The 26295-nt window shown below is 68.1% G+C and carries 16 protein-coding genes; 14 read left to right on the top strand and 2 right to left on the bottom strand.

Annotated elements, in window-relative coordinates:
* Positions 1 to 11: 11 nt before the first annotated feature.
* Complete coding sequence (locus C4313_RS00595) at positions 12 to 2777, bottom strand: glycosyltransferase family 39 protein (protein ID WP_352427934.1); 2766 nt, start codon at positions 2775 to 2777, stop codon at positions 12 to 14.
* Between the two features lie 207 nt (positions 2778 to 2984).
* Between C4313_RS00595 and C4313_RS00600 the strand changes: the two genes are divergently transcribed.
* The 14 genes from C4313_RS00600 to C4313_RS00665 all read left to right on the top strand — a co-directional run bounded on the left by C4313_RS00600 (position 2985) and on the right by C4313_RS00665 (position 24109).
* Positions 2985 to 3671 (top strand): response regulator, encoded by a 687-nt coding sequence (locus C4313_RS00600; RefSeq protein ID WP_352427935.1) that lies wholly within the window; start codon positions 2985 to 2987, stop codon positions 3669 to 3671.
* 337 nt (positions 3672 to 4008) lie between these two features.
* Positions 4009 to 4776 (top strand): response regulator transcription factor, encoded by a 768-nt coding sequence (locus tag C4313_RS00605; protein ID WP_352427936.1) that lies wholly within the window; start codon positions 4009 to 4011, stop codon positions 4774 to 4776.
* Positions 4773 to 5693, top strand: a complete 921-nt coding sequence (locus C4313_RS00610) for an SDR family oxidoreductase (RefSeq protein WP_352427937.1) — start codon at positions 4773 to 4775, stop codon at positions 5691 to 5693. Before C4313_RS00605 ends, C4313_RS00610 begins: the two co-directional genes overlap by 4 nt.
* Positions 5694 to 5704: 11 nt before the next feature.
* A complete protein-coding gene (locus C4313_RS00615; protein ID WP_352427938.1) occupies positions 5705 to 7804 on the top strand; it encodes a hypothetical protein in 2100 nt (699 codons plus the stop codon).
* A 5-nt stretch (positions 7805 to 7809) separates the two neighbouring features.
* Positions 7810 to 9255 (top strand): flippase, encoded by a 1446-nt coding sequence (locus tag C4313_RS00620; protein WP_352427939.1) that lies wholly within the window; start codon positions 7810 to 7812, stop codon positions 9253 to 9255.
* A 3-nt stretch (positions 9256 to 9258) separates the two neighbouring features.
* A complete protein-coding gene (locus C4313_RS00625) occupies positions 9259 to 10650 on the top strand; it encodes a glycosyltransferase family 4 protein (RefSeq protein ID WP_352427940.1) in 1392 nt (463 codons plus the stop codon).
* A complete protein-coding gene (locus C4313_RS00630) occupies positions 10650 to 11597 on the top strand; it encodes a glycosyltransferase family 2 protein (protein ID WP_352427941.1) in 948 nt (315 codons plus the stop codon). Before C4313_RS00625 ends, C4313_RS00630 begins: the two co-directional genes overlap by 1 nt.
* The gene (locus tag C4313_RS00635) at positions 11576 to 12769 is read left to right on the top strand and encodes a glycosyltransferase (RefSeq protein WP_352427942.1); all 1194 of its coding nucleotides are present in this window, start codon (positions 11576 to 11578) and stop codon (positions 12767 to 12769) included. The genes C4313_RS00630 and C4313_RS00635 overlap by 22 nt, the downstream gene beginning before the upstream one ends.
* A gap of 64 nt (positions 12770 to 12833) precedes the next feature.
* Positions 12834 to 14228, top strand: coding sequence for an O-antigen ligase family protein (locus tag C4313_RS00640; RefSeq protein WP_352427943.1), 1395 nt, complete (start codon positions 12834 to 12836; stop codon positions 14226 to 14228).
* Positions 14191 to 18105, top strand: a complete 3915-nt coding sequence (locus tag C4313_RS00645; protein ID WP_352427944.1) for a glycosyltransferase — start codon at positions 14191 to 14193, stop codon at positions 18103 to 18105. The genes C4313_RS00640 and C4313_RS00645 overlap by 38 nt, the downstream gene beginning before the upstream one ends.
* Before the next feature lie 121 nt (positions 18106 to 18226).
* On the top strand, positions 18227 to 19891 hold the full coding sequence (locus tag C4313_RS00650) for a hypothetical protein (protein WP_352427945.1): 1665 nt from the start codon (positions 18227 to 18229) through the stop codon (positions 19889 to 19891).
* Positions 19888 to 21387 carry an ArnT family glycosyltransferase gene (locus C4313_RS00655; RefSeq protein ID WP_352427946.1) on the top strand — a complete coding sequence of 500 codons (1500 nt, stop codon included), beginning with the start codon at positions 19888 to 19890 and terminating at the stop codon, positions 21385 to 21387. The genes C4313_RS00650 and C4313_RS00655 overlap by 4 nt, the downstream gene beginning before the upstream one ends.
* A complete protein-coding gene (locus C4313_RS00660; protein WP_352427947.1) occupies positions 21384 to 22910 on the top strand; it encodes an exo-alpha-sialidase in 1527 nt (508 codons plus the stop codon). The genes C4313_RS00655 and C4313_RS00660 overlap by 4 nt, the downstream gene beginning before the upstream one ends.
* Before the next feature lie 17 nt (positions 22911 to 22927).
* Positions 22928 to 24109 carry a glycosyltransferase gene (locus tag C4313_RS00665; protein WP_352427948.1) on the top strand — a complete coding sequence of 394 codons (1182 nt, stop codon included), beginning with the start codon at positions 22928 to 22930 and terminating at the stop codon, positions 24107 to 24109.
* 7 nt (positions 24110 to 24116) lie between these two features.
* On the opposite strand, the gene C4313_RS00670 is transcribed toward C4313_RS00665, so the two are convergent.
* Positions 24117 to 26171 carry an outer membrane protein assembly factor BamB family protein gene (locus tag C4313_RS00670; RefSeq protein ID WP_352427949.1) on the bottom strand — a complete coding sequence of 685 codons (2055 nt, stop codon included), beginning with the start codon at positions 26169 to 26171 and terminating at the stop codon, positions 24117 to 24119.
* Between the last annotated feature and the right edge of the window lie 124 nt (positions 26172 to 26295).

The following is a 26295-nucleotide window of genomic DNA, read 5'->3' on the forward strand; positions in this document are numbered from 1 at the left end:
CCTCCATCGGGCTACGGCAGCCCCTCGATGGGGACGGGCAGTTCGATGTGATCCTTCCCATCGTCGGCGCGGACCCGCTGCATGGTGTCCGGATCGTAGAGGACGACCCAGAGCCGGCCGGGGCCGCGCAGGGGCTCGCGGAAGGCCACCGAATGGACGTCCTCGATGTATTCGTCCTTCACCCACGTCACGGTGGGGGCCGCCCCGTCGGCCGGCGGCCGGTCGTCCTGGCCTACCAGCCGGCCCTCCGCGTTCAGCACCTGGACGGAGACCACGTAAGAGCGCGCGATGGGATCCTCGTTCAAGGCCCGCCAGACCAGCCGCACGGTCAGCCCTTCGCCGGGCCGGAGGGCCGTCCGATCGACGCTCACGCCCACCAGTTCGGCCAGGCCGGGGAAGCGTCGGCCCACCGGGAGGTCGACGGTGGGGGCTTCGAACCGGCGCGGGCGCCCGGCGATCTCGATGGTCCCCAGAGAGACCGCAGGGCCGTCGCCCCAACCCAAGCGCACCTCGGCCGGCCCCGGCGGCGTCTGGGGAGGCAGCCGGACCGCCCGGCGGTCCAGGATCGGCACCCCGACGGGCCATTCGGCGGGCGGGTAGCGTCCGTAACCGGGATCGCCGCTCTGGGCACCCAGGATCTCGTCTCCCCGTCGGACGATCAGGCGAAGGGGCCGGTTCGGAAGCCCGGCGGAGGTCGCTTCCAGCAGCAGGGCCACCCGCAGGGACTCCCCGGGGGCCAGGCGGGGATTCTGAAACTGGAAGCCCAGCAGCCGCAGGCCCTCCCCCAGCGGAACCGGATCGGCCAGCCGGGGGAAGCCCCCCAGCGTGCCATAGGGATCTAGGGCCGCCCGGGGCGGGAGGACCTGCACGGGGCCCAGGACCAGGACGCGCCCGCCTGGGTTCTTCGCTGCATCGAGGAGGTCCAGGCCCCGCAGATCCGGCTCACGATACAGCGTCACGGTCAGGGTGTAAGGACCCGGCGGGGTTCCCAGGGGGACCGGCACCACGAAATACGTCGTGGTCTCCTCGCCGGGGGCCCAGCGGGCGGTGTAGCGGTGGAGATCGTTCATCAGCATCCAGTCCATGCCGCTCACCCGCTCCCCCGCGGGGTCCAGCAGGGCCACCGCCGCCTTCAAGTTCTCCCCGATGGGGGCCGGCATCCGCCAGCGCAGCGCCACCGGGATCCCCTCTCCGGCGTAGGCCGTGGTCTCGGTGAAGGTCCCTGTCAGCCAGAGGCGGTCCCCGAAGTTGGCCTCCGCCGGGGAGAGGGAAGGCATGGCCACCGGTCGTTCCAGGGCATAGACCCAGAGGGTGTAGCCGTTGAACTCGCGGCGCTCCAGCAGGCGCCCGGCACGCTCGAGCAGGAAGGGGATGAAGCGCTTGTCGTCGGTCACCGAGCGGAACCAGTGCAGGAGGAACACGCGGCGCTTGCCGGCCGTCACCCTCTGGAGCTCGGCCAGGCCTTCGGCCTCCCGGCCCCGCATTTTGACCCCCTGGATCGGGGCTGGTCCGGTGTAATACTGCTGCAGGGTGTATTCCTCCGAATCCACCACGATAGCGTCTTCGGCGGTGGTGGCGCCGTTCAGGTAGGCGGCCACCCCGCGCACGTCCTCCCGGAAGAAAGCGGGGTCGTAGTAGACGATCCAGAGCCCCTGCAGATCGGTGGCGCCGAGGGTCACGAGCAGGGCGATGGCCATGGCCCGGCCGAGGCGGGCCGACCAGAGGTCGGCCGCCAGCGCGGCGGTGGTGAGCAGCAGGGCGGGCGTTAGCATCAGGATGTAGCGGGGGTGGACGATGGGCTTCCACCGGGTGATCCCGAAGACCAGAAGCAACGGCAGGGCGAAGGCCGAGAGCCAGAGGAGGGGGAAGGCGATCCCCCGTCCGCGGCGGCGCCAGGCCCGGAGGCCGGCCCCGAGCAAGGCGAAGGCGAAGGCCGCCCCGTAGGCGCTGGAGGCCGTCACGAACCCCGGCCGGGGCGGCGGCTCCCCGGTCTTCCCCAGGACCTCCCGGATGCCGATGTTGAAGAAGTGCCAGGTGAGGGCGAGGAACTCGGGGAAGGTGGGGAAGGTGGCCCGCTCGTCGCTGTGCTGGCCCGTCTGCCGGTAGGCGGGGGGCAGCCACGGCCCGTAGGCCAGGACCACCAGGGCCTGGGTGAGAAGCCAGGCCCGGCGGTTGGGGCGGCGCTGCGCGGCGGGCTGGCGCTGGAGCAGGACGAAAGCGGCGATGTTGAGGAAGGCCACGGCCACCACGGAGAAATAGTGGGTATACAGCATCGCTGCCTCCACCAGCCCCATGGCCGCGAGGGTGCCGGGCGGCCACGTCGGGCGCCGCATCAGGCGGCCCAGGAGGGCCAGGGCGGCCAGATATTCCAGGGCGAAGAGGGTATACATCCGGGTCTCCTGGGCGTAATACACATAGGCCGGGGCCAGGACCGCCAGCCCGGCCGCCAGCAGCCCGACCGCGGGGCCGACGCCCTGTCGGCCGACCCGGTAGAGCAGGGGGAGGAGGAGGAGGCCGAAGATCGTGGATAGGAACCGGGAGGTGAACTCTGTGTAGCCTGCGAGGGATCCCCAGAGGGAGAGCAGGATGTAGTAGAGGGGAGGATGGATGTCCACCGCGGTCATGCGGATGGCGGTGAGGATCCCGTGGCGGGCCAGATAAGTGCTATACCCCTCATCCCACCACCAGCTCTGGACAGCGATGCGGTGGAGGCGGAGGGCGAAGGCCATGAGGATCAGGCCCAGCAACAGCCCTTCCCGACGACGGATGCCTCCCATCGGCGTGCCTTGACCTCCTTCCGGTCGTTCCCTCGGGGCGCTGGCCGGGAGGGAGCCCCCGCTGGTCTGGGCTTGGTTTTCGGCCCTTCCGTCCCGGAGGGCCAGCCCCCCAGGTCGGTCCCTGCCGGACTTTCTTCCTATGCCGCAGGGCCGCACCATCGATCATGATAAGTTTCAAGCCAAATATTTTGAATCAAGGGAAGGCCGATGACGTCCACCATACTGGTGATCGAAGATGAAGAGGGAATCGCCCAGCTGTTGCAGCGGCTGCTGGAGGGGGCCGGATATCGGGTGCTGGTGGCCCTGGACGGGGAGACCGGCTACCGGATGGTGTTGGAGGAGCGGCCGGATCTGGTGCTCCTGGACATTATGCTGCCCGGTATAGACGGCTGGGAGGTCTGCCGGCGGATCCGGCAGGTCTCCACGGTCCCGATCCTCATGCTGACGGCCAAGACGATGACCAGCGATGTGGTCTATGGGCTGGAGCTGGGGGCCGACGATTACGTCACCAAGCCCTTCGAGAAGGATGTTCTGCTAGCCCGGATCCGGGCGCTGCTGAGACGGGCGGGGGCGCCCCCGGCGACGGAGCAGAGGGTCTACCGGTGCGGCGAGATCGTGCTGGATCTGGATCAGCACACGGTCACCGTGGCTGGGCGCTCCATCGCCCTGACCCCTCTGGAGTTCCGCCTGCTCAGCGTGATGATGCGCAACCCGGGGCGGCTCCTTCCCCACCGCTACCTGCTCACCCAGGTGTGGGGCCCGGAATACGCGGAGGATATCGACAACCTGAAGTTATACATTCATTACCTGCGCCGGAAGATCGAGCCGGATCCCCGGCATCCCCGCTACATCCTGACAGAGTGGGGGATTGGCTATCGGTTCAACTGCGAGTGACCGTTCTGGGACATGGTTTCCACCTGGCCAGATGATCATCGGTCGCTTCCGGCTTCCTGGACCCGTGGCGCGTAACCGCCTGTAGCGGCGCCGCACGCTGCGCCCTTATCCCCTTGGCGCCCTCATATCCCAAGGACGCGCGGTCCAGGCCTCCGTTCGGGAACCCCGCGGGGCGATGGCCCATCCGTTGTCCCGTCGGGCCCACGAAGCCCTCTCCGGACGGGCGCGGCCGGCTTGCGTTGGCCTGCGCCTGTTTTTTACCTCCGGCGGCCCTCCAACAAATTCAAACCAAGATCTTCACCTTTTCAAACCTTTTTTCGATACAGTGGGGGAGAAGGTGATCAGACCAAGCCGGCGTTGGGGGGACGGCGATGTGGTCCGGATTCTAGTGGTGGATCCCAGTCTGGAGCTGCAGCGCATGCTGCAGCAGGAACTGGGATCTGAGCGGATGATGGTCTTCTTGGCCTCTCGGCCTTCCGAGGCGCTGGCCATGCTCCCGTTGGTGGCTCCCCACGCGATCCTCACGGAGATCGCTTTCCCCGAGGATGACGGCCTTCAGTTCTGCCGGCGGCTGCGGGCGGCGGCCTCCTGCCCGATCCTGGTGATCTCCGCCGCCCCGACCGGAGGGGAGGTCATCCAGGCCCTCGATGCGGGAGCGGATGATTTCATCTGCAAGCCCTTCGCCTTCATCGAACTGAAAGCCCGCCTTCAGGCCCATTTGCGGCGCTGGGGGTGGCACGGCGGGCGCATCGTCCCCAGTTATTATGCTGATGACCACCTGGTTATCGACCTGCGCCTGCAAGAGGTCCGCGTGTGCGGCCGGCGGATTCGCCTCTCCCGGATCGAATACCGCCTGCTGGCCTGCCTCCTCCAGCACGCCGGCCGCGTGGTTTGCCACGAGGTCCTGCTGCGGGCCGGCTGGGAGGATCGGGGTTGGGATCCCCATTACCTCAAGCTTTACATCCGCCATCTGCGCAGCAAGATCGAGCCGGACCCCGCCCGGCCCCGCTACATCCAGACAGTGTGGGGTGTGGGCTACCGGTTCTGTCCCTATCCCTCCGCGCCGGAGGCAGGGGTGGAGGGCTCCCAGGAGGCTGAGCCATGAAGTGTTTGGTCACCGGCGGGGCGGGTTTCATCGGTTCCCACGTGGTGGACGCGCTGATCCGTGCGGGCCACGAGGTGGTTGTGGTGGACAATCTGAGCACTGGGCGGCGGGAGAACCTGAACCCGCGGGCCCGCTTTTATGCGGTGGACATCCGAAGCCCTGACCTGGCGGAGGTGTTCGAGCGGGAGCGGCCCGAGGTGGTGAACCATCACGCAGCCCAGATGAGCGTCCGGGTCTCCATGGCCGATCCGATCTATGACGCGGATGTGAACGTGCTGGGCTCCCTGAATCTGATCCGGCTCTCCCTGCGATATGGGGTCAAGAAGTTCATCTATATCTCGAGCGGCGGCGCGGTCTACGGGGAGCCCCAATATCTGCCGTGCGACGAAGATCATCCGATCCGGCCGCTGTGCCCTTATGGGGTGACCAAATTCGTCGTCGAGCAGTATCTGGACCTGTTCTATAAGCACTACGGGTTGCACTACACCGTGCTGCGCTATCCCAACGTTTACGGTCCCCGGCAGGATCCAGAGGGGGAAGCAGGGGTGGTGGCCATTTTCATTGGGCGGATGCTGCGGGGGGAGGAGGTAATGATCAACGGGACAGGGGAGCAGATGCGCGATTTCGTTTATGTGGAAGACGTGGTGGCGGCGAACTTGATGGCGCTGGAGGATGGAGAGGGGGAGGTGTTCAATCTGGGGAGCGGGCGGGGAACAACGGTGAACCAGATCTTCCATCTGCTGGCTGCCATCACGGGGTATCGGCGGGAGCCGGTTTATGGACCGCCCAAGGCGGGGGAGACCTTCCGCATCTATCTGAGCGCCGAGCGGGCCTTCCGGGCGTGGGGATGGCGTCCCCAGGTGGATCTGGAGGAGGGCCTCGAGCGGACCGTGGCCTTCTTCAAAGGCCGGATGTAAAGGAGAGGCCCATGGAGCGCATGCAGCCCTACCTGGAGGTCCTCCGGCGCTGGTGGTGGTTTCCGCTGCTGTGCGCGGTGCTGGCCGCCGCCGGGGGCTATCTTTACACACGACAGCAACGTCCGGTTTACGCCGCGCGGGTCACCCTGATGGTAGGCAGCAGCCTGGCGAATCCCAGCCCCGACCCTCAGGAGATCGGCCTCAGCCGGACCTTGGCCCAGGTCTACGGGGAGATGGCCCGTCGGCGCCCGGTGCTGGAGGAGACGCTGAAGCGGCTCCGCCTGGATCTGCCGGCCGACGCCCTGGCGCGGGCGGTGGAGACCCGGGTGGTGGCCAACGCCTCGCTGCTGGAGATCTACGTCTATGACTATGACCCGGAGCGGGCGGCGGCCCTGGCCAACACCCTGGCTCAGGTCCTTATCGAGCAGACCCCCGCCGCGCGGACGCGGGCCGATGAGCCCTTCCTCCAGAGCCAGTTGGCGGACGTCCGGTCCCGGCTGGAAGACATCGATCAGCGGATCCAGGAGCTCCGCCGACGAATGGGCACCCTCACCTCGGCGGCGGAGCTGCGGGAGGCCCGAGATCAACTGCAGACCCTGGAGCAGTTGAAGCGGGATTATCAACAGACCTATGCGCAACTGATCACGGTGATGCGCCAGCAGGGGGTGAACACCCTCAGCCTTTTGGAGCCCGCCCTGCCGCCCACCCGCCCGGTCTCGCCCAGCGTGATCCGGAACGTGGCCCTCGCCGGCGGGGCTGGCCTGTTGCTCAGCGTCGCTGTTCTGATGGCCCTGGAGCGCTTCATGGGGCGGGCTGTTCGCTGGGACGGGAGCCTCACCATGTTCAATCTCCCGGTCCTGGGGGCTGTGCCTCGCTGGCGTAACCGGCGGGACTCCCTCATCATCCGCGCCGCGCCGGATTCCCCTGAGGCAGAGGCCATTCGCTCGCTGCGCCTGCGGCTGCTCCAGGCCCTCGCCTATGAGGAAGGCTTCTCGGCGAAGGTTGTGTTGGTGACCAGCCCGATGCCGGAGGATGGGAAGTCCTTCGTGGCCAGCAACCTGGCGGCGGCCGCCGCCGAAGCCGGCCTGCACACCGTGCTGGTGGAGACAGATCTGCGCGGAGGTGTGGTGGCTCACCTGTCCCCTCACGAACTGAAGGGCGGCCTGGTGGATTACCTGGAGGCGGAGGATCCGCCTGACCTCGACCGCTTGTTGATCCTGGTGGATGGGGGGTTCACGATCCTGCCGATGGGGCGGATCCCACGGGATCCGGGCCTGTTGTTGAGTTCGCCCCGGTGGCGGACCCTGCTGGATCGTCTGCGGGAGCATTTCGCATTGGTGATCCTGGATGCCCCTCCCACGCTGTTCCTGGCCGAACTGGAGGTCCTGGCCCGCTCCGCTGATGGCGTTCTGTTGATCCTCCGGGATGGGAAGACGCCGCGCCGGCTGGTCGGACAGGCCCGCTATGCCCTGCGGGGGCAGCGGGTCCTCGGCGTGGTCGTCAACGATGTCCCCCGCCGCAAACTCGGGATAGGTTACGGCTACGGGTATGGATATGGGGGCGTGCGGTATCCTCGCGCTGGAAGCCGGGGGCCTGCGGCCCCCGCGCCCGGGTGGCGGGAAGGTCTCCTCCGAGGGCTTTCGATCGGGCGGGCCCGCCCTCCCCAGTCCGAGGAGGCGGTCGGCCCTCCGGCGTGGCCGCTGCTGCCCCGCCCGGTGCGCGAGCAGATGGCTCGGAGCCTCCTTCGGCGCCCCCCCACAGGGGCTTCGGCCGCTGCAGCGTCCGCGTCGGAGGTCCCAACCCCCTCTTCTATCCCACCGATCTCCCCGATGGCGCCGGAGCCAGCGCTGGAACCTGCTTCAGAACCTCCGCCGGAAGGGATTACGCCGTTCATTGGGGTCTTCGCCCTCGAAGAAGATGCTGCGGGAGCAGCGATCGGCATCCCACCTGCCTCTCCGGAACCGCCGAAGGCCGAGCGCCCCACTACGATCCCGCCCTTCGTGGAGATCGATCCGGAGTTGCTGGCGGAGATCCCTGATACGCTAGAGCCTATGGAGGAGCCTTCCTCTTCCGTGAAGGAACCGAAGGCCCCGCAGACCGCGGAAGGATGAGCCGGATGAGCGGCGTGGCCCTCGTCGTGATTCGGAATGCCCTTTTCGGCCTGGGCGGACGGTTGGCCATAAAGGCCCTGGCCTTCGCTTTCTCGGTGTGGGTGGTGCGCCGGCTCGGCCAGGAGGCGTATGGGCTGTATGCGACGGCCCTCGCCTATGTGGCAGCCTTCGCGGTCCTCTCGGACTGGGGTCTGGCTCCCTATCTGGTACGGGAGATCGCGCGGGACCGCCGCCAAGCCTGGGAACTGCTCCCCGAGGCCATCGGGCTGCGTTTCCTCCTCGCCACGGGGACGATAGGGTTGATCCTGGGGGTGGCCCGTTGGAACGGTCAGCCGGCTGTGCTCCTGATCGGCATCGCCCTCGCTTCCCTCACCCTGATCCTTTACGCTGTCCAGGGCCCTCTGGAGGCCGCCCTCCAGGGCTTGCGCCGCCTAGACCTGGTGTCGGCGGCCGGCGTGGTGCAGCAGATCCTGTTCGTGGGGCTGGGCACGGGGGCGTTGCTCGCCGGTATGGGCTTCTACGGGCTGATCGGCGCCTCGCTGATCGGGCTGGGGGCGGCTCTGGGCGTGACCGCAGGGGCCGCCAGGGCCATGGGACTGGTCCGGATCCGGGCGCCCCGCTGGCGGACCTGGCCTCTTCTGCTGCGGGCAGGCCTGCCCTTCGGCCTGATCGGGCTGGCGGTGAACCTCTCCTACAAGGTGGACACCATCCTGCTCAGCCTATGGTGGCCGCCGGGGATCGTTGGCTGGTATAGCGCCGCCTACAACCTGATCTTCTCTATCGCCATCCTATCGAACGCTATCAACGTGGCCCTCTACCCGTCGATGGCAGCCCTGACCGATCCTGTCGCCCTGGGCCCGGTGATCCGCCGTGCCCTGGGTTATCTCTGGGCCCTCTCCATCCCCTTCGCCGTAGGCGGATGGATCCTGGCGGATCGCTTGATCCCCGCCCTCTACGGCCCGGCCTTCGTCCCTTCGATCCCGGCCTTCCGGGTTTTGATGGGGGTGGTCCCATTGATGTTCCTATCCGAGTATCTCGGGTATGTGATCCTGGTCCGCGACCGGGAATGGGTCGCAGCCCGCTCGCTGATCCTGAGCACCGCTTTCAATGTGACGGCGAACCTGATCCTGATCCCCCGCTATGGGCTGATGGCTGCCGCTTGGATCACGGTGCTGACCGAACTGCTCCTGGTCGGGCAATACGCGGTCCTGCTTCACATCGTGCGCGAGGCCTTCTGGGATCCGAACCGTTTCGGGAAGCCGTTGCTGGCGGCGGCGACGATGGGGGTCACCCTCTGGATGGGGCAGGGGCTTCCGTTGCCGGCCCTGGTGGCGGTCGGGGGCCTGACCTACGGCCTGGCCCTCTGGGGGCTGGGGGTCATGGGGCCTGCCGAGTGGCGGCTCCTGGGGCAGGCCCTCCGACGGGCTCCCACGCTGCGGGAGGTGGGTTAAGGGATGTTCATCGTGCTGGCGGCACCCCACTATCCCCCGCGCAACATCGGCGGGACGGAGTTCTTCGTCCAGGCCCTGGCCCGCTGGCTGCACGGCCGTGGGCACCGGGTGGAGGTCGTCTGTGTGGAGCAGATCGCCTCCGGGCTCTTCCCGCGAGTCTCGGCCCGGGTTGACCGGTCAGAGGGCTTCCCAGTGCACCGGTTGACGGTGCGCTGGCGGGCAGGGCCCCTGGGCTTGCGGGACCGCTTCGACAACCCAGCCATGGGGCTGTGGTTCAAGGCCTTTTTCCACAGCCGCCAGCCCGATCTCTTTCACCTGCACAGCGGGTATTTGCTCACCGTGGCTCCGCTCCGGGCGGCGATGAAGGCCGGCCTGCCCACGGTGGTCTCCCTGCACGATCTGTGGTTCCTCTGTGCCCACCACACGCTGTTGCGGCCCTCGGGACGGCTTTGCCCTGGCCCGGAGGAGCCGGCCGGCTGCGCCTACTGCTGGCTGAGCCAGAGCCGTCGCTACCGCTGGCTGGAGAGCGCCCTCGGCCGCCTGGGGAGGCCGCATCCGCATCGGGCAGCAGGCCGCCTTCTCAACGCCTGGCCGCCCTTCGGCTCCTGGGTTCGGACTATGGCGGAGCGCCTGCAGACGACAATGGGGCTCTTGAACAGGGTCTCGGCCATCCACGTCACGTCGACGTTCCTAGAGCGCCAGCATCGGGCCTTCGGGATGCGCTCGGAGCGCGTATATCGGATTCCCGGCTTCCCCCCCGCGGAGGTCCGTCCGGGGCCGGATCGCCGGGACCCGACGGGCCTGCACGTGATCTACCTTGGACAGATCGCGCCCCACAAAGGGGTTCACGTGCTGGTGGAAGGGGTCCGCCGGGCGAAGCGGATGGCCCCACCCGGACGGACGCTCCGCCTCACCCTCTACGGGAACGATCAGGCCTTCCCTGCCTACGCCCGGTCCCTCCGGAAGGCGATCGGGGAGGATCCAGAGATCCGGCTGGCCGGTGTGCTTCCCCGGGAACGGATCGGGGAGGCGCTGGCCGAGGCCGATCTGCTGGCCGTGCCGTCGATCTGTCCGGAGAACATGCCGCTGGCGGTTCTGGAGGCCCTGGCCGCCGGCGTCCCGGTTTTGGCCAGCGAGATCGGCGGCCTGCCCGAACTGATCCAACACGGCGTCAACGGCTGGCGGGTTCCGCCGGGCGACGCTGATGCGATCGCGGCGGCGCTGGTGCGGTTTCTAGAGGCGCCTGAGGTGCTGGAGGCCTTGCGTGCCGGTGCCCGTCCTGTCCATACGATGGAGGCGGCCATGACGGCAATGATGGTGCTTTATCGGGATGTGGTGGGAAAGCAGGAGACGGCCGCCTGGGTTCCGGAGCCTGTGGGAAGCCGGGAGGGGTGATGGCAGGGATCCTGGTGGCCATCCTGGCCCACAACCGACGGCACGATACCCTGGCCTGTCTGGAGTCGGTGCGGCGGCTGGAGGGGCCCGTCGCCCAGGTGCTCGTCCTGGACAACGGGTCCACGGACGGCACACCGGAGGCGGTGCGTCGGGCTTTCCCCGAAGTCCTGGTCTGCGAGTTGGGGGACAACCGGGGTTACGCCGCCGGGAACAACGTGGCCCTCCAGCAGGCGCTGGCGGAGGGGCAGGAGGGGGTCTTCTTGTTGAACAACGACACGCTGGTCGATGCCGGATGTCTGATCGCCCTGCTGGAGACCGCCCGCGCCCAACCCCGGGTGGGAGCGGTGGGACCTCTGGTTTGGGCCTGGCCGCCGACCCATGGCATCTGGGCCCTGGGCGGCGCTATCGACTGGAGGCGGGCGTTCACCGTGCATCGCGACGCCGGGCGGGCCCAGCCCTCGCTAATCCTTCCGCACCCGGTGGACTTCGTCCCCGGTTGTGGGATCCTCCTGATGCGGGAGGCCCTGGAACGGGTTGGAGGCTTCGACGAACGCTATTTTATGTATTGGGAAGAGACAGACTGGTGCTGTCGGGCCCGGCGGGAGGGCTTCTCCATCTGGGTGAACCCGCGGGCCCAGCTTTGGCACAAGGCCCCGGTCCACCCGGAGGATCTGTCTCCCCTCGTCCTGTATTACATGGCCCGCAACCGCCTCCTTTTCTTTTGGGAGCACAGCCAGGGGCTTCGCCGCTGGCAGGCCACGCTCCACGCGCTCCACGGTGCGGTCCGGCTGGCCCGGCGGTATCAGCAGGCCGACCAAGAGGCCCACGCCCAGGCCATCTGGGAGGGGATCCGCGATTTCTTCTACCGCCGATGGGGGAGGTGGGAGGCTCACTCGCCCGGCCCTGGATCCGGAAGGGAGGCGTTATGGCCCGCATCCTCTGGGTGATGGGATGGTTCCCCCTGCCGCCGGATAAGGGGGTTCGAATCCGCCTGGCCCAGATTCTGGACACGTTGGCCGCTCATCACCGGCTGACCCTTATAGTGCTGGCGGATCCGGAGGCGGAGGTGGAGCGCTACCGGAGTGACCTGGCTGCCCGGTGCGAGGCCCTTTATGTCTTCCCGCGTCGGGAGTTCCTTCCGACCCGCTGGCGGGCGCTCTGGGGGTTCCTCTCGCCGACCCCGCGCTGGCTGGTGGACACCATGCTCCCGGAGGTCCAACGGCTGGTGCGCCGGCTGGCCCGAGAGCAAGCCTTCGATCTGATCCTGGCCTCTCAGCTCCCTTCCGCCCTTTACGTGCGCTCCCTGACCGGGGCGCCCAAGATCCTGGATGAGGTGGAAAGCGGCCTATTCGTGGACCAGGTCCGCCGCGCCTCGAACCCGGCGGCCCGGCTGCGGCGGTGGTTGACGTGGTGGAAATACGCCCGCTTCATGCGCCGCCTGCTGACGGACTTCGCCGCGTGCACGGTGGTCTCGGAGCCCGAGGCCCGCCTGGTGCAGCGGATTGCACCGGAGGCGCGGGTGGCTGTGATCCCCAATGGGATCGACCTGGGGCGCTATGCAGGAACTTGGCCGGAGCCGGAGCTGGACACGCTGATCTTCACTGGGTCGCCGACTTATTGGGTGAACCGCGACGCCCTGGAATGGTTCGCGGCGGCGATCTGGCCGGAGATCCGACGGCGGCGCCCGAGGGCCCGCTTCTGGGCCACCGGGCGGCTGCCGGCGGAGACCGCGCTGCCCCAGCCGCCGGGGTGGATCTACACCGGGTATGTGGATGACGTGCGGCCTTGGGTGGCCCGATCCTGGGCGCTGGTGGCGCCGTTGCGGTTCGGCGGGGGGACGCGGCTGAAGATCCTGGAGGCGATGGCCCTGGGGACGCCCGTGATCGCCACCCCCAAGGGGGCCGAGGGGTTGACCTTCCGGCATCTGGGAGGGCTGGTGGAGGCGGAGGCCCCTGGGGCCTTCGCGGATGCGGTGGTGCGTCTGCTGTCGGATCCGGAGGAACGGCGCCGGCGGAGCCGCCTCGCCCGGGCGGCCGTGCAGGACTACGACTGGGTACGGATCCAGGAGCAGTATCTCGCCCTGATCGATCAGGTGCTCCATGGGCATCGGGTCGCTTAGACGCTTCCCGGTTCGGATCCCCGCGATCCCGCCGACGGCCTGGGTGGTAGGGGGGACCGCGCTCTTGGCCCCTTGGGTGGGGATCCTGGCGCTGACCGCGCGGGGGCGGTGGGTGGCGCTGGGGCTGCTGGGCCTCCTCGCCTTCCCCGCGTTGCTCTCCCTCAGCCGTTATGCGGTGGAAGGAATCCTGTTCGCTTCGCTTTTCGTTCCGCTTACCCTGTCCACCGGCTCCCAGAGCCCCCTGGTCTCCAGCCTGCTGTTGACGGCCCCTTTCGGGGGGCTTTGGCTGCTTCGGCTGGCCTTCGGGCGGGAGACCGTAGGCGCCACGCACGGTACCCCTACTTGGCCCCGGACGGCGGCCACGGTGCCGTTGCTGGGCTTTATGGCTGTTTCGGTGCTCTCTTTCTTCTGGGGCGAGATCTGGCGGGATCCGCGGATCCCTCCCTGGTTCCTGTTCCGGGCGCGGCTGGGCGGGCTGGGGGTAATGCTGCTTTCGCCGCTGGCCTTCTGGCTGGCCGCCGCCCATCTGCACCATCCCCGACAGGTGGACCGCCTGGTGGGCATGTTCTTCCTAGCTGGCAGCCTAGGGGCCGTCGAGATCCTGGCGGGGCGGCCGCTGTTTCCCTTCCTGAACACCCGGGGCTTGTTCTCGCTGTGGCTGGTGAGTTTCGGGACAGCCTTCCTGCTCTTCCGGCCGATGTCTGTTTGGCTTCGGGCTGGTCTGCTGGGGACACTGGGGATCTGGGGCTGGCGGGTGCTCATCCCTGGGATCTCGTGGATCAGTGGGTGGCTGCCGCCGCTGGCCGCCCTCCTGGTGGTGGCATGGCTCCGCTCCCGGCGGCTCTTCTTCCTGTTCCTCCTGCTGCTGTTGATCGCGGGCGCGCTCTACTGGGGACCTCTCCAATACTGGGTGTTCGAATACAACTACGCCGAGAGCGGCGTCACGCGCTTCGAAGCATGGCGCCTGAACTGGCAGGTGACGCGGGACCACCTGTTGTTCGGCACTGGCCCAGCGGGATACGCGGCGTATTACATGACCTACTATCCGGACCGGGCGATGGCGACCCATAACAACTACCTGGATGTGCTCTCTCAGACCGGCGTGGTCGGCCTGGTCTTCTTTCTGTGGTTCCTGGTCGTCCTGGGCCGAGAGATCTACCGGATCTGGAGGTGGGCGCGCGTCGCGGACCATCAGGGACGCTCCCTGGCCGCTGGGCTGATCGGAGGGTTCACCGGGGTGCTGCTGGCGATGGGGCTGGGGGATTGGTTCCTGCCGTTCCCCTACACCCAAACCATCGCCGGCTATCAATACACCGTCTGGGGATGGATCTTCGCGGGGGCCGCCCTGGCCATGGGGCGCTATTACCGTTCTCTCCGGCGGCATTCCCTCTACGCCTCGCGGGTTCGGAGCCGACGACAGCATGAACCCGACGCTATCGGTCATCCTGGTGACCTATAACACGCGGGAGCTGTTGGCCCGCTGTCTGGAGGCCCTCCCGGCCGCCCTGGCCGGGGTCTCCTATGAGGTCTGGGTGGTGGACAACGGCTCCGCCGACGACACGGTCCGGTGGCTGCAGGCGCAGCACCCTGAGGTCCAGGTGCTGGGGAACGCCACCAACCGGGGGTTCGCGGCGGCGTGCAACCAGGCTATGGCCCGGGCCCGTGGGCGCTACTTGCTCTTGCTCAACACCGATACGATCCCGCTCCCCGACGCCCTGACGGCCCTGGTGCGCTATCTAGAGGCCCATCCGGAGGTCGGGATCGCCGGCGGGGCGCTGTTGAACCCGGACGGCAGCCCGCAGGGGTGCGCAGCCGACTTCCCGACTCTCTGGACGGAGTTGTTGCTGCTGACGGGACCGATCGGCCATCGGGTGCTGGGCCCCGCCTTCCCGTTCCATCCCCCTGCCGCGGCGGCCCGTCAGGTGGATTGGGTCTCCGGAGCCTGCCTGATGGTCCGGCGGGAGGTCGTCGAGGCCATCGGAGGGCTGGACGAAGGCTACTTCATGTATTCCGAAGAGGTGGACTGGTGCTGGCGGGCCCGACAAGCCGGCTGGGCGGTGGCCGTGGTCCCAGAGGCCCCGGTGATCCATCTGGGCAGCGCCACGGCCCGGCGTATGGAGGGCGCCCGACGGCGGTGGCTTTACCAGAGCAAGACCCGCTTCCTCTCACGGGCTTACGGCCCGCTGGCGGGAGAGATCTACCGCCTCGCCGTCTGGCTGACCACTCTGCTGAAGTGGATCGCCGCCCTCCTCCTCCGGCGGCCCGCCGCCCCCGCCTATCGCCAGGTCCTTTTCTCCGAGGGCTTCGCTCGCTGGGCCGCTACTTTCTTCACGCCCACGGGGTGCTGGCTCTTCCTGCTGGTGCTTTTGAGCACAGTGTGGATCTTCCCAAGGTGGGCGGACTGGAACCAGAACTCCCGCCTGGATCTCGTGCTGGCCCTGGTGGAGCAGGGGACCTTCCGCATCGATGCCTATGTGGAGAACACGGGGGATTATGCATGGGTGGGCGGCCATTTTTACAGCGACAAGGCGCCAGGGCTGGCCTTCGCCGCCGTCCCGCTGTATGCCGGGCTGCGCCTCCTGATCGCTCCCTTGGCTGACCCCCTCGCCGGCTTTCTGGAGCGCTTGTCGGCTTTCCGAGCCACCCTCGACCCGGAGGGGACGGGGGTCGCGCCGTGGAAGGTCCGTTTCGCCATCGCCCAGGTGGTGTTGAGCGCGCTGGTGGTGGCCGTTCCCTCCGCGACCATCGGGGTGTGGCTCCATGGGCTGCTGCGGGCGCGGTTCGGCGATCACCCGATGACCTGGGGGCTTCCGCTGGCGTATGCGCTGGCTACGCCGGCCTTCGCCTATGCCAACAGTTTCGTTGCCCATCAGTTCGTGGCCGCCCTGTTGATGGCAGCCTTCGCCCTAGCATGGGGTATGCATCGGGGATGGCTGGGGGAGCGATGGGCCCTGCTCGTCGGGTTCTTGCTGGGATACACGGTGATCTCCGAGTATCCGACGGCGTTGATCGCCGCCGGCCTCGGGGTGTATACGCTGGGAGCTCGGCCCCTGCGGGCCCTCTGGCTGCTGCTAGCGGGGGCCTTTCCTCCAATGCTGTTGGCCGGGCTTCACAACGCTGTGATCTTCGGATCCCCGTTCCAGGTGGGCTACGCCTACTCGGCCCTCTGGCAGGGGGTCCATCGTCAGGGTTTCTTCAGCCTGCGCGGCCCCTCCTGGGAAGCCCTGTGGGGTATCACCTTCAGCCCCTACCGGGGCCTCTTCTTCCGCGCGCCGTTTCTGCTGCTGGGGTTCGTAGGGCTCTGGCAGATGCTGTGGCATCCGGCTTGGCGGAAAGAGGGTGGGATGGTCGGGTGGTCCGTGGGGAGTTTCTTGGCCTTCAACGCCTCATCGGTGATGTGGGATGGGGGATTCGCGGTGGGTCCACGTTACCTCCTGCCGATGGTGCCTTTCTTGGCCCTGGCGGCGGGTTTCGCCTTCCCCACTTTGGGCCGCTATCGCGCCGGCCGTGGGGTGCTCTTCCTCCTGTTGCTGTGGAGCCTGGCGATGACCATCTTAGAAAGCCTGGCCGGCCAGCAGTTCCCACAATACCAGCGCTTCCCGCTGGTGGAGTATGTCTGGCCCCAGTGGCGTGCGGGAAACGTCGCCCGGAACGTGGGCCTGTTGCTCGGCCTGCACGGGCCGCTCGGCCTGCTCCCGTTGTTCGGGCTGTGGGGCGGGGGGCTCTGGCGGCTGGCCGCACGATCCGCTCTGCGGCGGGAGGCCCTGCCGGAAGCGATGGGGGGGGAGCCGATGAGCCCGGCCCAGGGTTTTTCAAGGAAGGCGCTCCGGTGGGGACGCGAGCAGGTCTGGCGATGGGCGGGATGGCCCGCAGCCCTCTGGGTCCTCCTGGCCGTGCTGAGCCGTTGGCCGCTGCGGGGGCGCTGGCTCTACCACTGGGACTCGGTGAACTTCGCTCTGGCGCTGGATCATTTCGATGTGGCGAGGGGCCAGCCCCACATCCCCGGGTATCCGCTCTATGTAGGCATGGGACGGATCAGCCGCTGGATCTTCGGAGAGGCTCAGACGGCCCTGGTGGCCCTCAGCGTTCTTGGGACCGCCCTGGGGGCGATCCTGATCGACCGTCTGGGCCGGGAATGGGGCGGGCCCCGGGTGGGCCGATGGGCGGCCCTCTTCTGGCTGAGCAGCCCCCTGGTTTGGTTCTACGGGGACGTGGCGCTCCCCCACGCGCTGGACGCGGGGCTCATCCTGCTGGTGGTGTGGCTGGCGTGGCGGTGCACCCAGGGGGAGCGGCTGCACCGGCCGCTGGCGCTGGCCCTGGCCTTCGCCGCTGGGCTGCGGCCCCAGAACCTGGGTTTTCTGGGCCCGGTCTTTCTGTGGGGGCTTTCCGGCCAGCCGTGGCGGCGCCGGGGGGAGAGCCTCCTGTGGCTGGCCGCCTTCACTTTGGCGTGGCTGATCCCCCTGCTGGCGCTCAGCGGGGGTCTCCAGGCTTATCTGGCCATCTCCCGGGCTTACAACGCGCATTTCTGGTCGGCGACGCTGGTCTTCGGGCCGGCTGGCTTGGCCGCATTGCAGCGCAACGGCACCAAACTGATCGCCTATACCGCCTATGGGCTGGCGGGGGCCGGTCTGGCCCTCCTGGCCCTTCGGCAGGCGCTTCCGGCGATCCGGCTGCCCTCGCCTGCCTTCCGCAGGATTGGCATCGGCGTCCTCCTTTGGGTCACGCCCAGCCTCGCCTTCTATACCTTGATCCACATGGGACAGCAGGGCCTGGTCTTGGTCTTCCTGCCGGCGCTCCTCCTGGGGGCGGCGGCCGCGGTGGAGCGAGGAGGACGATGGGGGCGGTCCTTGGGGATGATCGGAGTGCTGATGAACCTGCTCCTGTTCCTAGCGGCCCCGGAGCGCCCGCTGGGCCCGAACGGGATCCGTCTGCTGAACCGGGAGGCCCTGCGCCGTCATGACGCCACGCTGGAGGCCCGGTTCGCCCTTCTGCGGGAACAGTTCCCCCCCGAGCGGACGTTGGTGATCGCCTCCCAGTGGCGGTTTTTCGATGCCTACGCGCCGGCCTATCGCGTCCTGCCTTTCGGGCTGGACGATCCCGCCGAGCGTCCTTCGGAGACCTGGGTCTTTTTCCGAACGGAGGCCATGGGGACGGGCGCGGTGGTTCTGTTCGAGCCGGAACTGGTGCGCTGGGTGCGGTCGGGATCCCGGCCCTGGGAATGGTTCGAGGGAGCAGGCACCCGCCTGCCCGGATGGCGCTGGCCTCCTGGAACGGAGTGGGTGTATGGCCCCCAGGGCTTCGGCCTGTTCGAAGGCGTCGGGGCCTCTGCGCCATAAGAGGGGGCAACACCGTTGTGCCCTGCGGGGCTTCGACCGGCCCCATCCGTTCTCCCACGATACGGGCGGCCGCGTCCCCCAGCAGGCGGCTTTCCAATCATCTTCCTAGGAGGCATCGCCGATGCGGCGTTTGGGAGAGGACTGGCGAAGACCCAATGCTCCCCTCGGGTGGGGGGAGATCCTCCTTTGGGCCATGGGGATCGGGCTGGTCGCCAGCGTGCCCTACGCTGTCGGCTACCTGCTGGTCGGGCCGGAGCGGCGCTTTATGGGCTTCGCCTTTAACGTCAGTGACCATGTCCAGTATTTCGCCTGGTGGCGGGCGTTCCAGGAACGGCTGCTCGCGCCCAACCTGCTCACCCCCGAACCGACGCCGGGCTCGTATTTCAACCTGCTCTGGTGGCTCCTGGCCCAGATCTCCCGATGGGCCGGGCTGGGGTATGCGGCGACCTATCAGATCCTACGGGCCGGGGCGATCCTGATGGCCGTTGGGACGCTGGGGGCGCTCTACCGCCGGATCGCCCACTCGTCTGGGGAAGCCCGGGCGATGCTGGCCATGGTCCTGGTGGGAGGCGGGTTCGCCTGGTTGCACCCGTTGATCAAGCGCCTGCAGGCCTTCTGGCCGATCCCCTCCCCCATGGCGCCCTATGTCCCCGCCATCGCCGAGCCTAACACCTTCTTTTCGGCCATCGCCTACCCCCATTTCCTGGTCGCCCTGGCGTCCATCGTTGCCATCTTGGCCTTGACGGCCCGGGGGATGTTCCGGGGGGATCTGCGCTTCAGCCTGGGGGCCGGCCTGTTGGCTTTCACCTTGAGCCTGCACCACACTTACGATCTCCTCATCCTCGGCGCGGTGCTGGGGGGGCTGGTCCTCTGGCGGACAACGGTCGATCGGCGGCCGGCGTGGGGTTGGATGGCCCACGCCGCCCTGGCCCTGGGGCCTGCCCTCCCCGGGGCCCTTTATATGACGTGGCTCACCCAGCAGGATCCCACGTGGCGGGAGGTGCTCGCTCAGTTCGTGAACGCTGGGGTGTTCACCCCGCCTCCCGGGGCCCTGCTGCTGCTGCTGGGCCTTCCCTTCGGGCTGGCGCTGGTCGGCTTGGGAGATCCTCGGCGCTGGAGGAGCTGGACTCCGGTGGAGGCATGGATGGGGGTCTGGTTCCTGGCCCATGGGCCGCTGGCGTATCTGCCGGTCAGTTTCCAGATCCATCTGCTCAACGGCTGGCAGGTCCCCATGGCCTTCTGGGCCGTGCGGGGCGCTCAGCGCCTGTCCGGGTGGATCCCTCGGCTCTCCCCGGGGGCAGCGATGCAGTGGGCGCTGGCGCTGTCCCTGCCAGCCAACCTCTACTTGTGGGGCTGGCGCATCCTGGATCTGAGCCGGGGGCAGCCGCCCTACGCCTTGCACCGGGATGAGGTGGCGGTGCTGGATGCGCTGGCGGCCCGAGGGTGCGACGGCGGCGTGGTGCTAGCCCCCGAATCCGTGGGCGCCTTCGTCCCGATGTGGACGGGCTGTCGTGCGTTTCTGGCCCACTGGACGGGGACGCTGCGCTTCTTCGAGCGCCGAGAGCAGGTCCAGGCCTTCTTCAGCGGCGCGATGGGGGAGCCCGAGCGCCGGGCCCTGGTCCGGGCGCATGGGATCACCTACGTGGTGGTGGGCGCTGGGGGAGGGACCGATGGGGTGGCATGGGACGCCATCCCGTGGCTAGTCCCGATCTTCCGACGTCCGGGGGCGGCCGTGCTGGCCGTGCGCTGGGAAGGGATAGGGGGCATGGAGGGAGGGTCGCGATGAAGCGCCTGGGATCCTGGGGGGCGATCGTAGCGGGGCTGTTGGGGCTGAGCGCCTTGGCCCTTTACCGGCTAACCATCTACCCCCCGACCTGGTTCGACGAGGGCTCGCACCTGCACGTGCCCAAGGCCCTGGTTCGTTGGGGGGTTTACGCTGATTACAGCAGCGAAGGCTTCCGGTTCCACGGGCCGATCCTGGGGGTGGGGCCCACCGTGTTGCTGCCCATCGCCGGGGCCTTTCGGATCTTCGGGGTGGGGCTGTGGTCCGCCCGCTGGGTGATGGCGATGTTTCTGCTGGTGACGGTCTGTCTGTTCGCAGCGGTGGCCCGTCGGTGGGTCCCAGGGATCGGGGCGATCTTCGCGGTCCTCTGGTTTGTGTTCGCCCGCAGTGCTGACACCCTGACCTATGGCCGGCAGGTCCTGGGGGAAGTGCCGGGGATGGCCTTCCTCCTGATAGGGATGCTGGGATGGGAAGGGATGTGGCGGAATCGGCCTTGGGGGGCTGGGCTGGCCGGCCTCGGCTTCGGGCTGGCCGGGATCACCAAGGGGCCCTGGTGGATGTTCCTGATCCCGGCGCTGGTCGGGCTGTCCGTGGCCGGCCGGTTCTATTACCGGCAGCCGGGCTGGGCCGGGAATCTGAAGGCAGCAGGGATCGCCCTTGCGCTGGGGCTGGCCTGGCAAGGGATGCTGTGGGGGCTGCTGAACCCGAACCCGCTGCGGGACCTGCAAGAATTGCGGCAGATCGCGGGGGGGAGCGTGGCGGTTTTCCCCTCCCCCCGGATGGGGGCGACGGCGCGGAACTTATTGACGGTCTTCGATGGTGCCTTCCTGCCCCTTTTCCTCTACGGGGCGTGGCGGGCGCTGGAGCGGTCCCCTCAGGGGTATCGCTGGGGGCTGGTGATGGCCATCGTCGCCCTGAACCTCGGCTGGCTGGTGACGGCCTCCAACGGCTGGCTGCGTTACGCCTACCCGGCCCTCGCTCTGCTCAGCCTGAACGCTGGAGATCTGCTGGCTGTCCTGCGGGCTCGGGAGGCTCAGGCCCTGCAGGCAGCCATGGGGCTGTGGCTGGCGATCCTCCTGCTGGGCTCGGCGGGCATCCAGGTGGTCCGGGTGCTCCGGCATGGAGACGACGCCGCCTTTCAGATGGCTCGTTACCTGCAGGCCCACGTCCCGGAGGACGCGCTGATCGAGACCTGGGAGCCAGAGATGGGGGTGTTGACCGACCATCGGTATCACTATCCGCCGCAAGCCTTCCTGGACGTGGCCTCTCGGTTCGTATGGTTCGGAGGTCCCCCGCCGGCGCGCTTCTACCATTGGGATGAGGCCCGGCCCGATTATGTGTTGGTCGGCGCTTTCGGTCGCTGGGTGGAACTCTACCGCGAGGTGGAGGAGAGATGCCCTGAGCTGACGGCGGCCTTCGGGCCCTACCGCCTGTATCGGATCGCGACATGTGCCCCACAGGCCGAGGAGAGTGAGAGGGAAGGAGGCGAGAGGCCATGAGCCGACGGATCCTCGGCATGGGCCTGGTTCTGCTCTGGAGCCTGGCGGCGTCGCTGCCGGCAGCCACTGCCCAGGGAGTCGTGGTGCGGTGGGAGCGTCCCATCCGGCTGGGGGAGCCCTTCGCCTGGTTCCCGGACGTGGTGGCCGATGATGCCGGGCGGGTGGTGGTCGTATGGGCGGGGGGCGTGCGGCGAGGGCCAGACCGTTACGATGCGCTGATGTTACGGTTCGGGGTCAACGGCCGCTGGTCCGATCCGGTGGACATCTACGCCGGGCGCATCGAGGAGGGGCGGAGTTACGCGGTGCGAAACGCCATCGCGCTGGATGGGTTCGGCGACCTGGTGCTGACTTATAAGCATCCGGACGCTGTGTATTTCACCCGGGCGCCCATCGCGCGTCCGAACGCCGCCCTCTCCTGGGCGCCGCCATGGCGGCTCAGCAACACGCCGGCCTATTACACCGAACTCCTTGTGGATGCAGAGGGTAACCTCCACGTCGCCTGGACAGCGTTGGTGCCCATGGATCCGCAGCAGCCGGACCTCCCTTGCAACGGTTGTTCCGACGTGTTCTACCGGCAGTCATGGGACAACGGGCAGACGTGGTCCCCGATCGTCAATCTCTCCCGTTCCCCCTGGGGATCGATGAAACCTTTCCTGTGGGCTTCGGAGAGGGAGAGGTGGCTGTATGCGGTCTGGCAGGAGGGCTACGACACGTGGGCGGGGCGTGGAAGCCCAGTGGGGGTGGGGCTGGCCCGTTCGGCGGATCGAGGGAGGACATGGGAGGCTCCTCGGCTGATCACCGCAACAGTGGGCACGCCCCAGCAGCCGGTGATCGGGGAGGACGGGAAGGGCCAACTGCTCCTGATCTGGCGGACGGTGGAGGACGATCGGCTGTATTTCCAGCGGTCCTCGGACCACGGGGCGACCTGGAGCGCCCCTCAGTCAATCCCGGGTTTCCGGACCCGCCCATGGCGCCATCCACCGTTCGATGCCTACGATCTGGCGGCCGACCGCGCCGGCCGGCTTCACCTGGTGGCCGTGGGCGCGATCTCTGAGGAGACGGTGGGCCTGTTCCACCTGATGTGGGACGGGGACCGTTGGCTCGGCCCGGACCTGGTGTGGGCCGATGGCCAATTTCCCGAATGGCCCCGGCTGGCCGTGTCGGAGGGACGCCGGTTGCATCTGGTGTGGTTCGAGCGGGATCCCCCGCATCTATTCGACAGCGACGCGGGCCAGTATACGGTTTGGTATACCACGGGCCTCACCGACGCACCGCCGGTGACCCGGATCCCACGGCCGCGGCCCCCATCGCCCGTGCCCGGTAGGGACACAGCGCTGCCGCATCCCTATCCTTCGCCCGAACCGACGCCCACGCTCCCGGTCATCCCCACCGCCCCCGCGGAGCTCCCGGTCGAGCAGCCGAAACCGGACCGTGAGGCCCTCGGGTTGCTCATGATCCTGGCCTTTGCCATCGCCGGATTGACCGGGTTGGGCTGGTGGGCGGCCCGCCGGCTCTCCCGGTGACGGGCGGAGGGATCCGCATGCGCGTCCTGATGCTCACTCAGGTGCTGCCCTACCCGCCGGTCAGCGGCCCCCAGATCAAGACGTATTACACATTGCGTTATTTGAGCCGACGGCATCGGATCACCCTGGTCTCTTTCCTCCGTCGAGTCGAGGAGGAAGCCTACATCCAAGCCCTTCGCCCTTATTGCGAGGCGGTGCACACTGTCCGCCTCCGGCGCTCTCGCGAGCGGGATCTCATGGCGCTGATGCGCGCCGTCTACTCTGGGGAACCCTTCCTTATCGCCCGGGATCACGCGCCGGCTTTCTACCGGCTGATCGAACGGCTCCACCGGAAAGACCCCTTCGACGCCGTCCATGCTGATCAACTGAACATGGCGCCCTATGCCCTCTCCCTGCCGATCCGGCGGGTCCTGGACGCCCACAACGCCGTCTGGCGGATCCCGGCGCGGCTGGCGGAGACGGCCCGCTGGCGGCTGATCCGGTGGTTCGCGCGGTGGGAAGCCCGGCGGCTGAAGGCCTACGAGGGGGCGATCTGCCGAGCCTTCGACACGGTGCTGGTGGTCAGCGCGGCGGATCGGGAGGCGCTCGAGGAAGCGGCCGGCGGCCCGTTCCATGCGGTGGAGATGCCGATCGCAATCGACCCAGGGGAGTTCCCGCCCATCCCGCGGGAGCCCGGGTCGAAGGGGCTGCTGCACATCGGCGGGCTTTACTGGCCCCCGAACGCGGAGGGGATCCGTTGGTTCCTGCGGGAGGTGTGGCCGCGTCTCTGCGCCGTTGAGCCCGATGTCCGGCTCTTCGTGGTCGGGGCGCGGCCCCCGGCGGATCTCCAGCGTTGGGCGGCGCGCGATCCCCGGATCCATCTCCTCGGGTTCGTGGCCGATCCGACCCCCTACTGGCGGCAGAGCGCAGCGCTCATCGTCCCGCTGCGCGCCGGCAGCGGGATCCGGGTGAAGATCCTGGAGGCCTGGTCCCGGGGGATCCCCGTGGTGAGCACCTCTATCGGCTGCGAGGGCCTGGCCGCCCGCCCCGGGGAGAACCTCCTGGTGGCCGATGATGGACCCGCCTTCGCTGAGGCCCTCCTGGGCCTCCTGCGGGATCCAGCGCGGGCGGACCGCATCGGGCGGGCCGGCCAGGAGACCGTGCGAACTCTCTACGATTACCGGACGGCCTGCCGACCGCTGGACGGGGTCTATCCTTGAGCAAAACTCAACGCCCCTGAGCGATCTCCGCAAGGGGATCTAGAAGGCGGATCTGGGAAGGGCTGTGCACAACGATCACGGGGACCCCGTGATACCACTCGATGCGCCCGGTGACCTGAACCCGCTGGCCGGTTCGGTAGAGGCGATCAGGGAGCTGCTGGGGGAAACGCGCCCAGTCGGCCCTCGGGATCCGAACCTTGAAGCCCTCGACATAGGGGCGCTGGAGCCCCAGATAGACCGCCTGACGGTTGTTGAAGACATCGTAGATGGTTCCCTCTACTGTTTTCACCCGGCCCACGAAGCGCCCCGCCTCGAAGGGGGAGATCGGGGTCGGGTCCTCGTCCCGGATCGCCGCCGGCGGATCCTCGCTGGGGGCCGCGGATGAAACGGCCGGGGATCCGGCGGGAACCCTGGAGACCGAGGTGGGATCGCCGTGCTCCAGGGCGACCAAGGCCCCATCGCCGCTCACAAAGTAAATCGTGTTCTGGCTGACCACCCAGGTGGCGTATTCCGTCCAGTATTGATCATAAACCTGCCCTTGGCCGTAGTAGATGTAAAAGCCGCCGGGGATGGTGCGAGGGTCTCCATCCTGGACCAGGCGATCGGGGCAGTAATGGCTGGGGCTGAAGGGACAATTGCTGGCCGAGACGATGATATGGGGGAGGTTGCGGGTGGTGATGGGATTCGCCCCCGTCCCGCGGTCGGGAGAGCGGTCCAGGATCTCATGGGCTAGCCCGAACATCCAGTGGCCGCCGAAGATGAAATCACCGGCCATCGACAAGTTGGCCTGCTCGTCGGTGGGGAAGAAGGTGTTCTGCATGAAACGGACGTATCCGGCCCGGTATCCGGGGACGGTGGTGTCGTCCAGCACCATCTCCCCCAGGCGGGAATCCCACTGCCCGTTGCAGGGGTCCTGCAAGCAGGGGGAGCCGCGCATCACCACATAGGCCACCTCCTGGCCGTTCGGGAACCGCTTGATCACCGGCTGGGGTCCCATCGGGAGGTAGCCGCCGTTGCCCCACCCCCCGTGGCCGACGTTGGCGATGAAGGCCGGCACTCCGTCCTGGAGACGCAGGGCCAGCAAGGCCTGCCACTCCGGCTGCCGGGCGAGGCCGTCGCGCATCGTCGCGTTGTCCCTTGGCCACGGATTCCATGGGTTCCACATCGCCTGCCAATCCAGCCGTAGTTTGATAAGCACCAGGCCATGGCCCTCGGCGATCACCGGCCAGCCGTTCCTCACTTCAGCGAAATATGAGGAAGCGCCAGGATCACCGGGGGCCCGCGGGGTCGGTTTCACACGCCACGCCCGTGAGCCGTCGGTGTTGCGGATGGCATGGACGTAGAGGTTGGCGTCGGCGGCCACCACGAGGTTCCAGGTGGGCGAGTAGGCCGGCGGGGTGTGGACCGGGACCCCGGCGTCGTAGGACCAGATCACGCGCAGGTCGGTTTTGGAGAGGGCGTAGACCCGGTTCCCCATGGAGAAGAACACGCGGTCCCCCCAGAGGGCGGGCGGCAAGGGCAGGTCGCTGGAGGCGCCAGTGGCGAACTGTCGACGGACCTCGCCGGTGGCGGCATCGAGTTGATAGAGGGTGCCGTTGGTCGAGAGGATGAACAGGGAACCGGTGTCTGGATCGTAGGCCGGGGTGGAGCGGATCTCGGCGCCGCCGGGGTTGCGGTTCCAGATCACCGCCCCATTGCGATTGTCCAGGGCGAAGACCCCCCGGGAGCCCGCTGCGATGTAGACCCGCCCGCCGCCGGTGACGGGCTGGCTGTTGCGAGGGAGGCGGAACTTGCCTGGGGCGACCCGGCCTTGGGCGTCAGGCCCGTTCCATGCCCATTTCCAGCGCCAGGGGGGCGGGACGACGGCGTTCGTAAAACTGGTGCGCTGGGCATCGTGGGCGTGCTGGGTCCACTCATCCGGAGGGGAGTTGAAGAAATTCCGGAAAACCTGTGGGAGGTAGAGCCGGAAGGGCTGGCTGGCTGTCCCTGTCAGCGAACTTTCTGCTGGGCCGGAGGGGGACGGCACAGGGGGAGCGACCCAGGTCTCGACCGTGGGCCCCATCGGCGAAGGCCCTCCGACCGGAGAGCGGTCCATGGGCGCAGGCGTCCGGGCGGGCGTCGGCATCGCCGAAGGCTGCCCCCGACACAAGGCCAGAGCCACCAGCATCGCGAGCCCCAGGCCACCA

Origin of the sequence: Thermoflexus sp., from assembly GCF_040289485.1 — a bacterium.
In the GTDB taxonomy this organism is placed as follows: domain Bacteria; phylum Chloroflexota; class Anaerolineae; order Thermoflexales; family Thermoflexaceae; genus Thermoflexus.

Coding starts and splice junctions, on each gene's coding strand:
- C4313_RS00665 (WP_352427948.1), top strand. CDS start 22,928: ATGCGCGTCCTGATGCTCACTCAGGTGCTGCCCTACCCGCCGGTCAGC.
- C4313_RS00645 (WP_352427944.1), top strand. CDS start 14,191: ATGAACCCGACGCTATCGGTCATCCTGGTGACCTATAACACGCGGGAG.
- C4313_RS00615 (WP_352427938.1), top strand. CDS start 5,705: ATGGAGCGCATGCAGCCCTACCTGGAGGTCCTCCGGCGCTGGTGGTGG.
- C4313_RS00635 (WP_352427942.1), top strand. CDS start 11,576: ATGGCCCGCATCCTCTGGGTGATGGGATGGTTCCCCCTGCCGCCGGAT.
- C4313_RS00625 (WP_352427940.1), top strand. CDS start 9,259: ATGTTCATCGTGCTGGCGGCACCCCACTATCCCCCGCGCAACATCGGC.
- C4313_RS00600 (WP_352427935.1), top strand. CDS start 2,985: ATGACGTCCACCATACTGGTGATCGAAGATGAAGAGGGAATCGCCCAG.
- C4313_RS00670 (WP_352427949.1), bottom strand. CDS start 26,171: ATGGGGCCCACGGTCGAGACCTGGGTCGCTCCCCCTGTGCCGTCCCCC.
- C4313_RS00650 (WP_352427945.1), top strand. CDS start 18,227: ATGCGGCGTTTGGGAGAGGACTGGCGAAGACCCAATGCTCCCCTCGGG.
- C4313_RS00610 (WP_352427937.1), top strand. CDS start 4,773: ATGAAGTGTTTGGTCACCGGCGGGGCGGGTTTCATCGGTTCCCACGTG.
- C4313_RS00660 (WP_352427947.1), top strand. CDS start 21,384: ATGAGCCGACGGATCCTCGGCATGGGCCTGGTTCTGCTCTGGAGCCTG.
- C4313_RS00595 (WP_352427934.1), bottom strand. CDS start 2,777: ATGGGAGGCATCCGTCGTCGGGAAGGGCTGTTGCTGGGCCTGATCCTC.
- C4313_RS00655 (WP_352427946.1), top strand. CDS start 19,888: ATGAAGCGCCTGGGATCCTGGGGGGCGATCGTAGCGGGGCTGTTGGGG.
- C4313_RS00630 (WP_352427941.1), top strand. CDS start 10,650: ATGGCAGGGATCCTGGTGGCCATCCTGGCCCACAACCGACGGCACGAT.
- C4313_RS00620 (WP_352427939.1), top strand. CDS start 7,810: ATGAGCGGCGTGGCCCTCGTCGTGATTCGGAATGCCCTTTTCGGCCTG.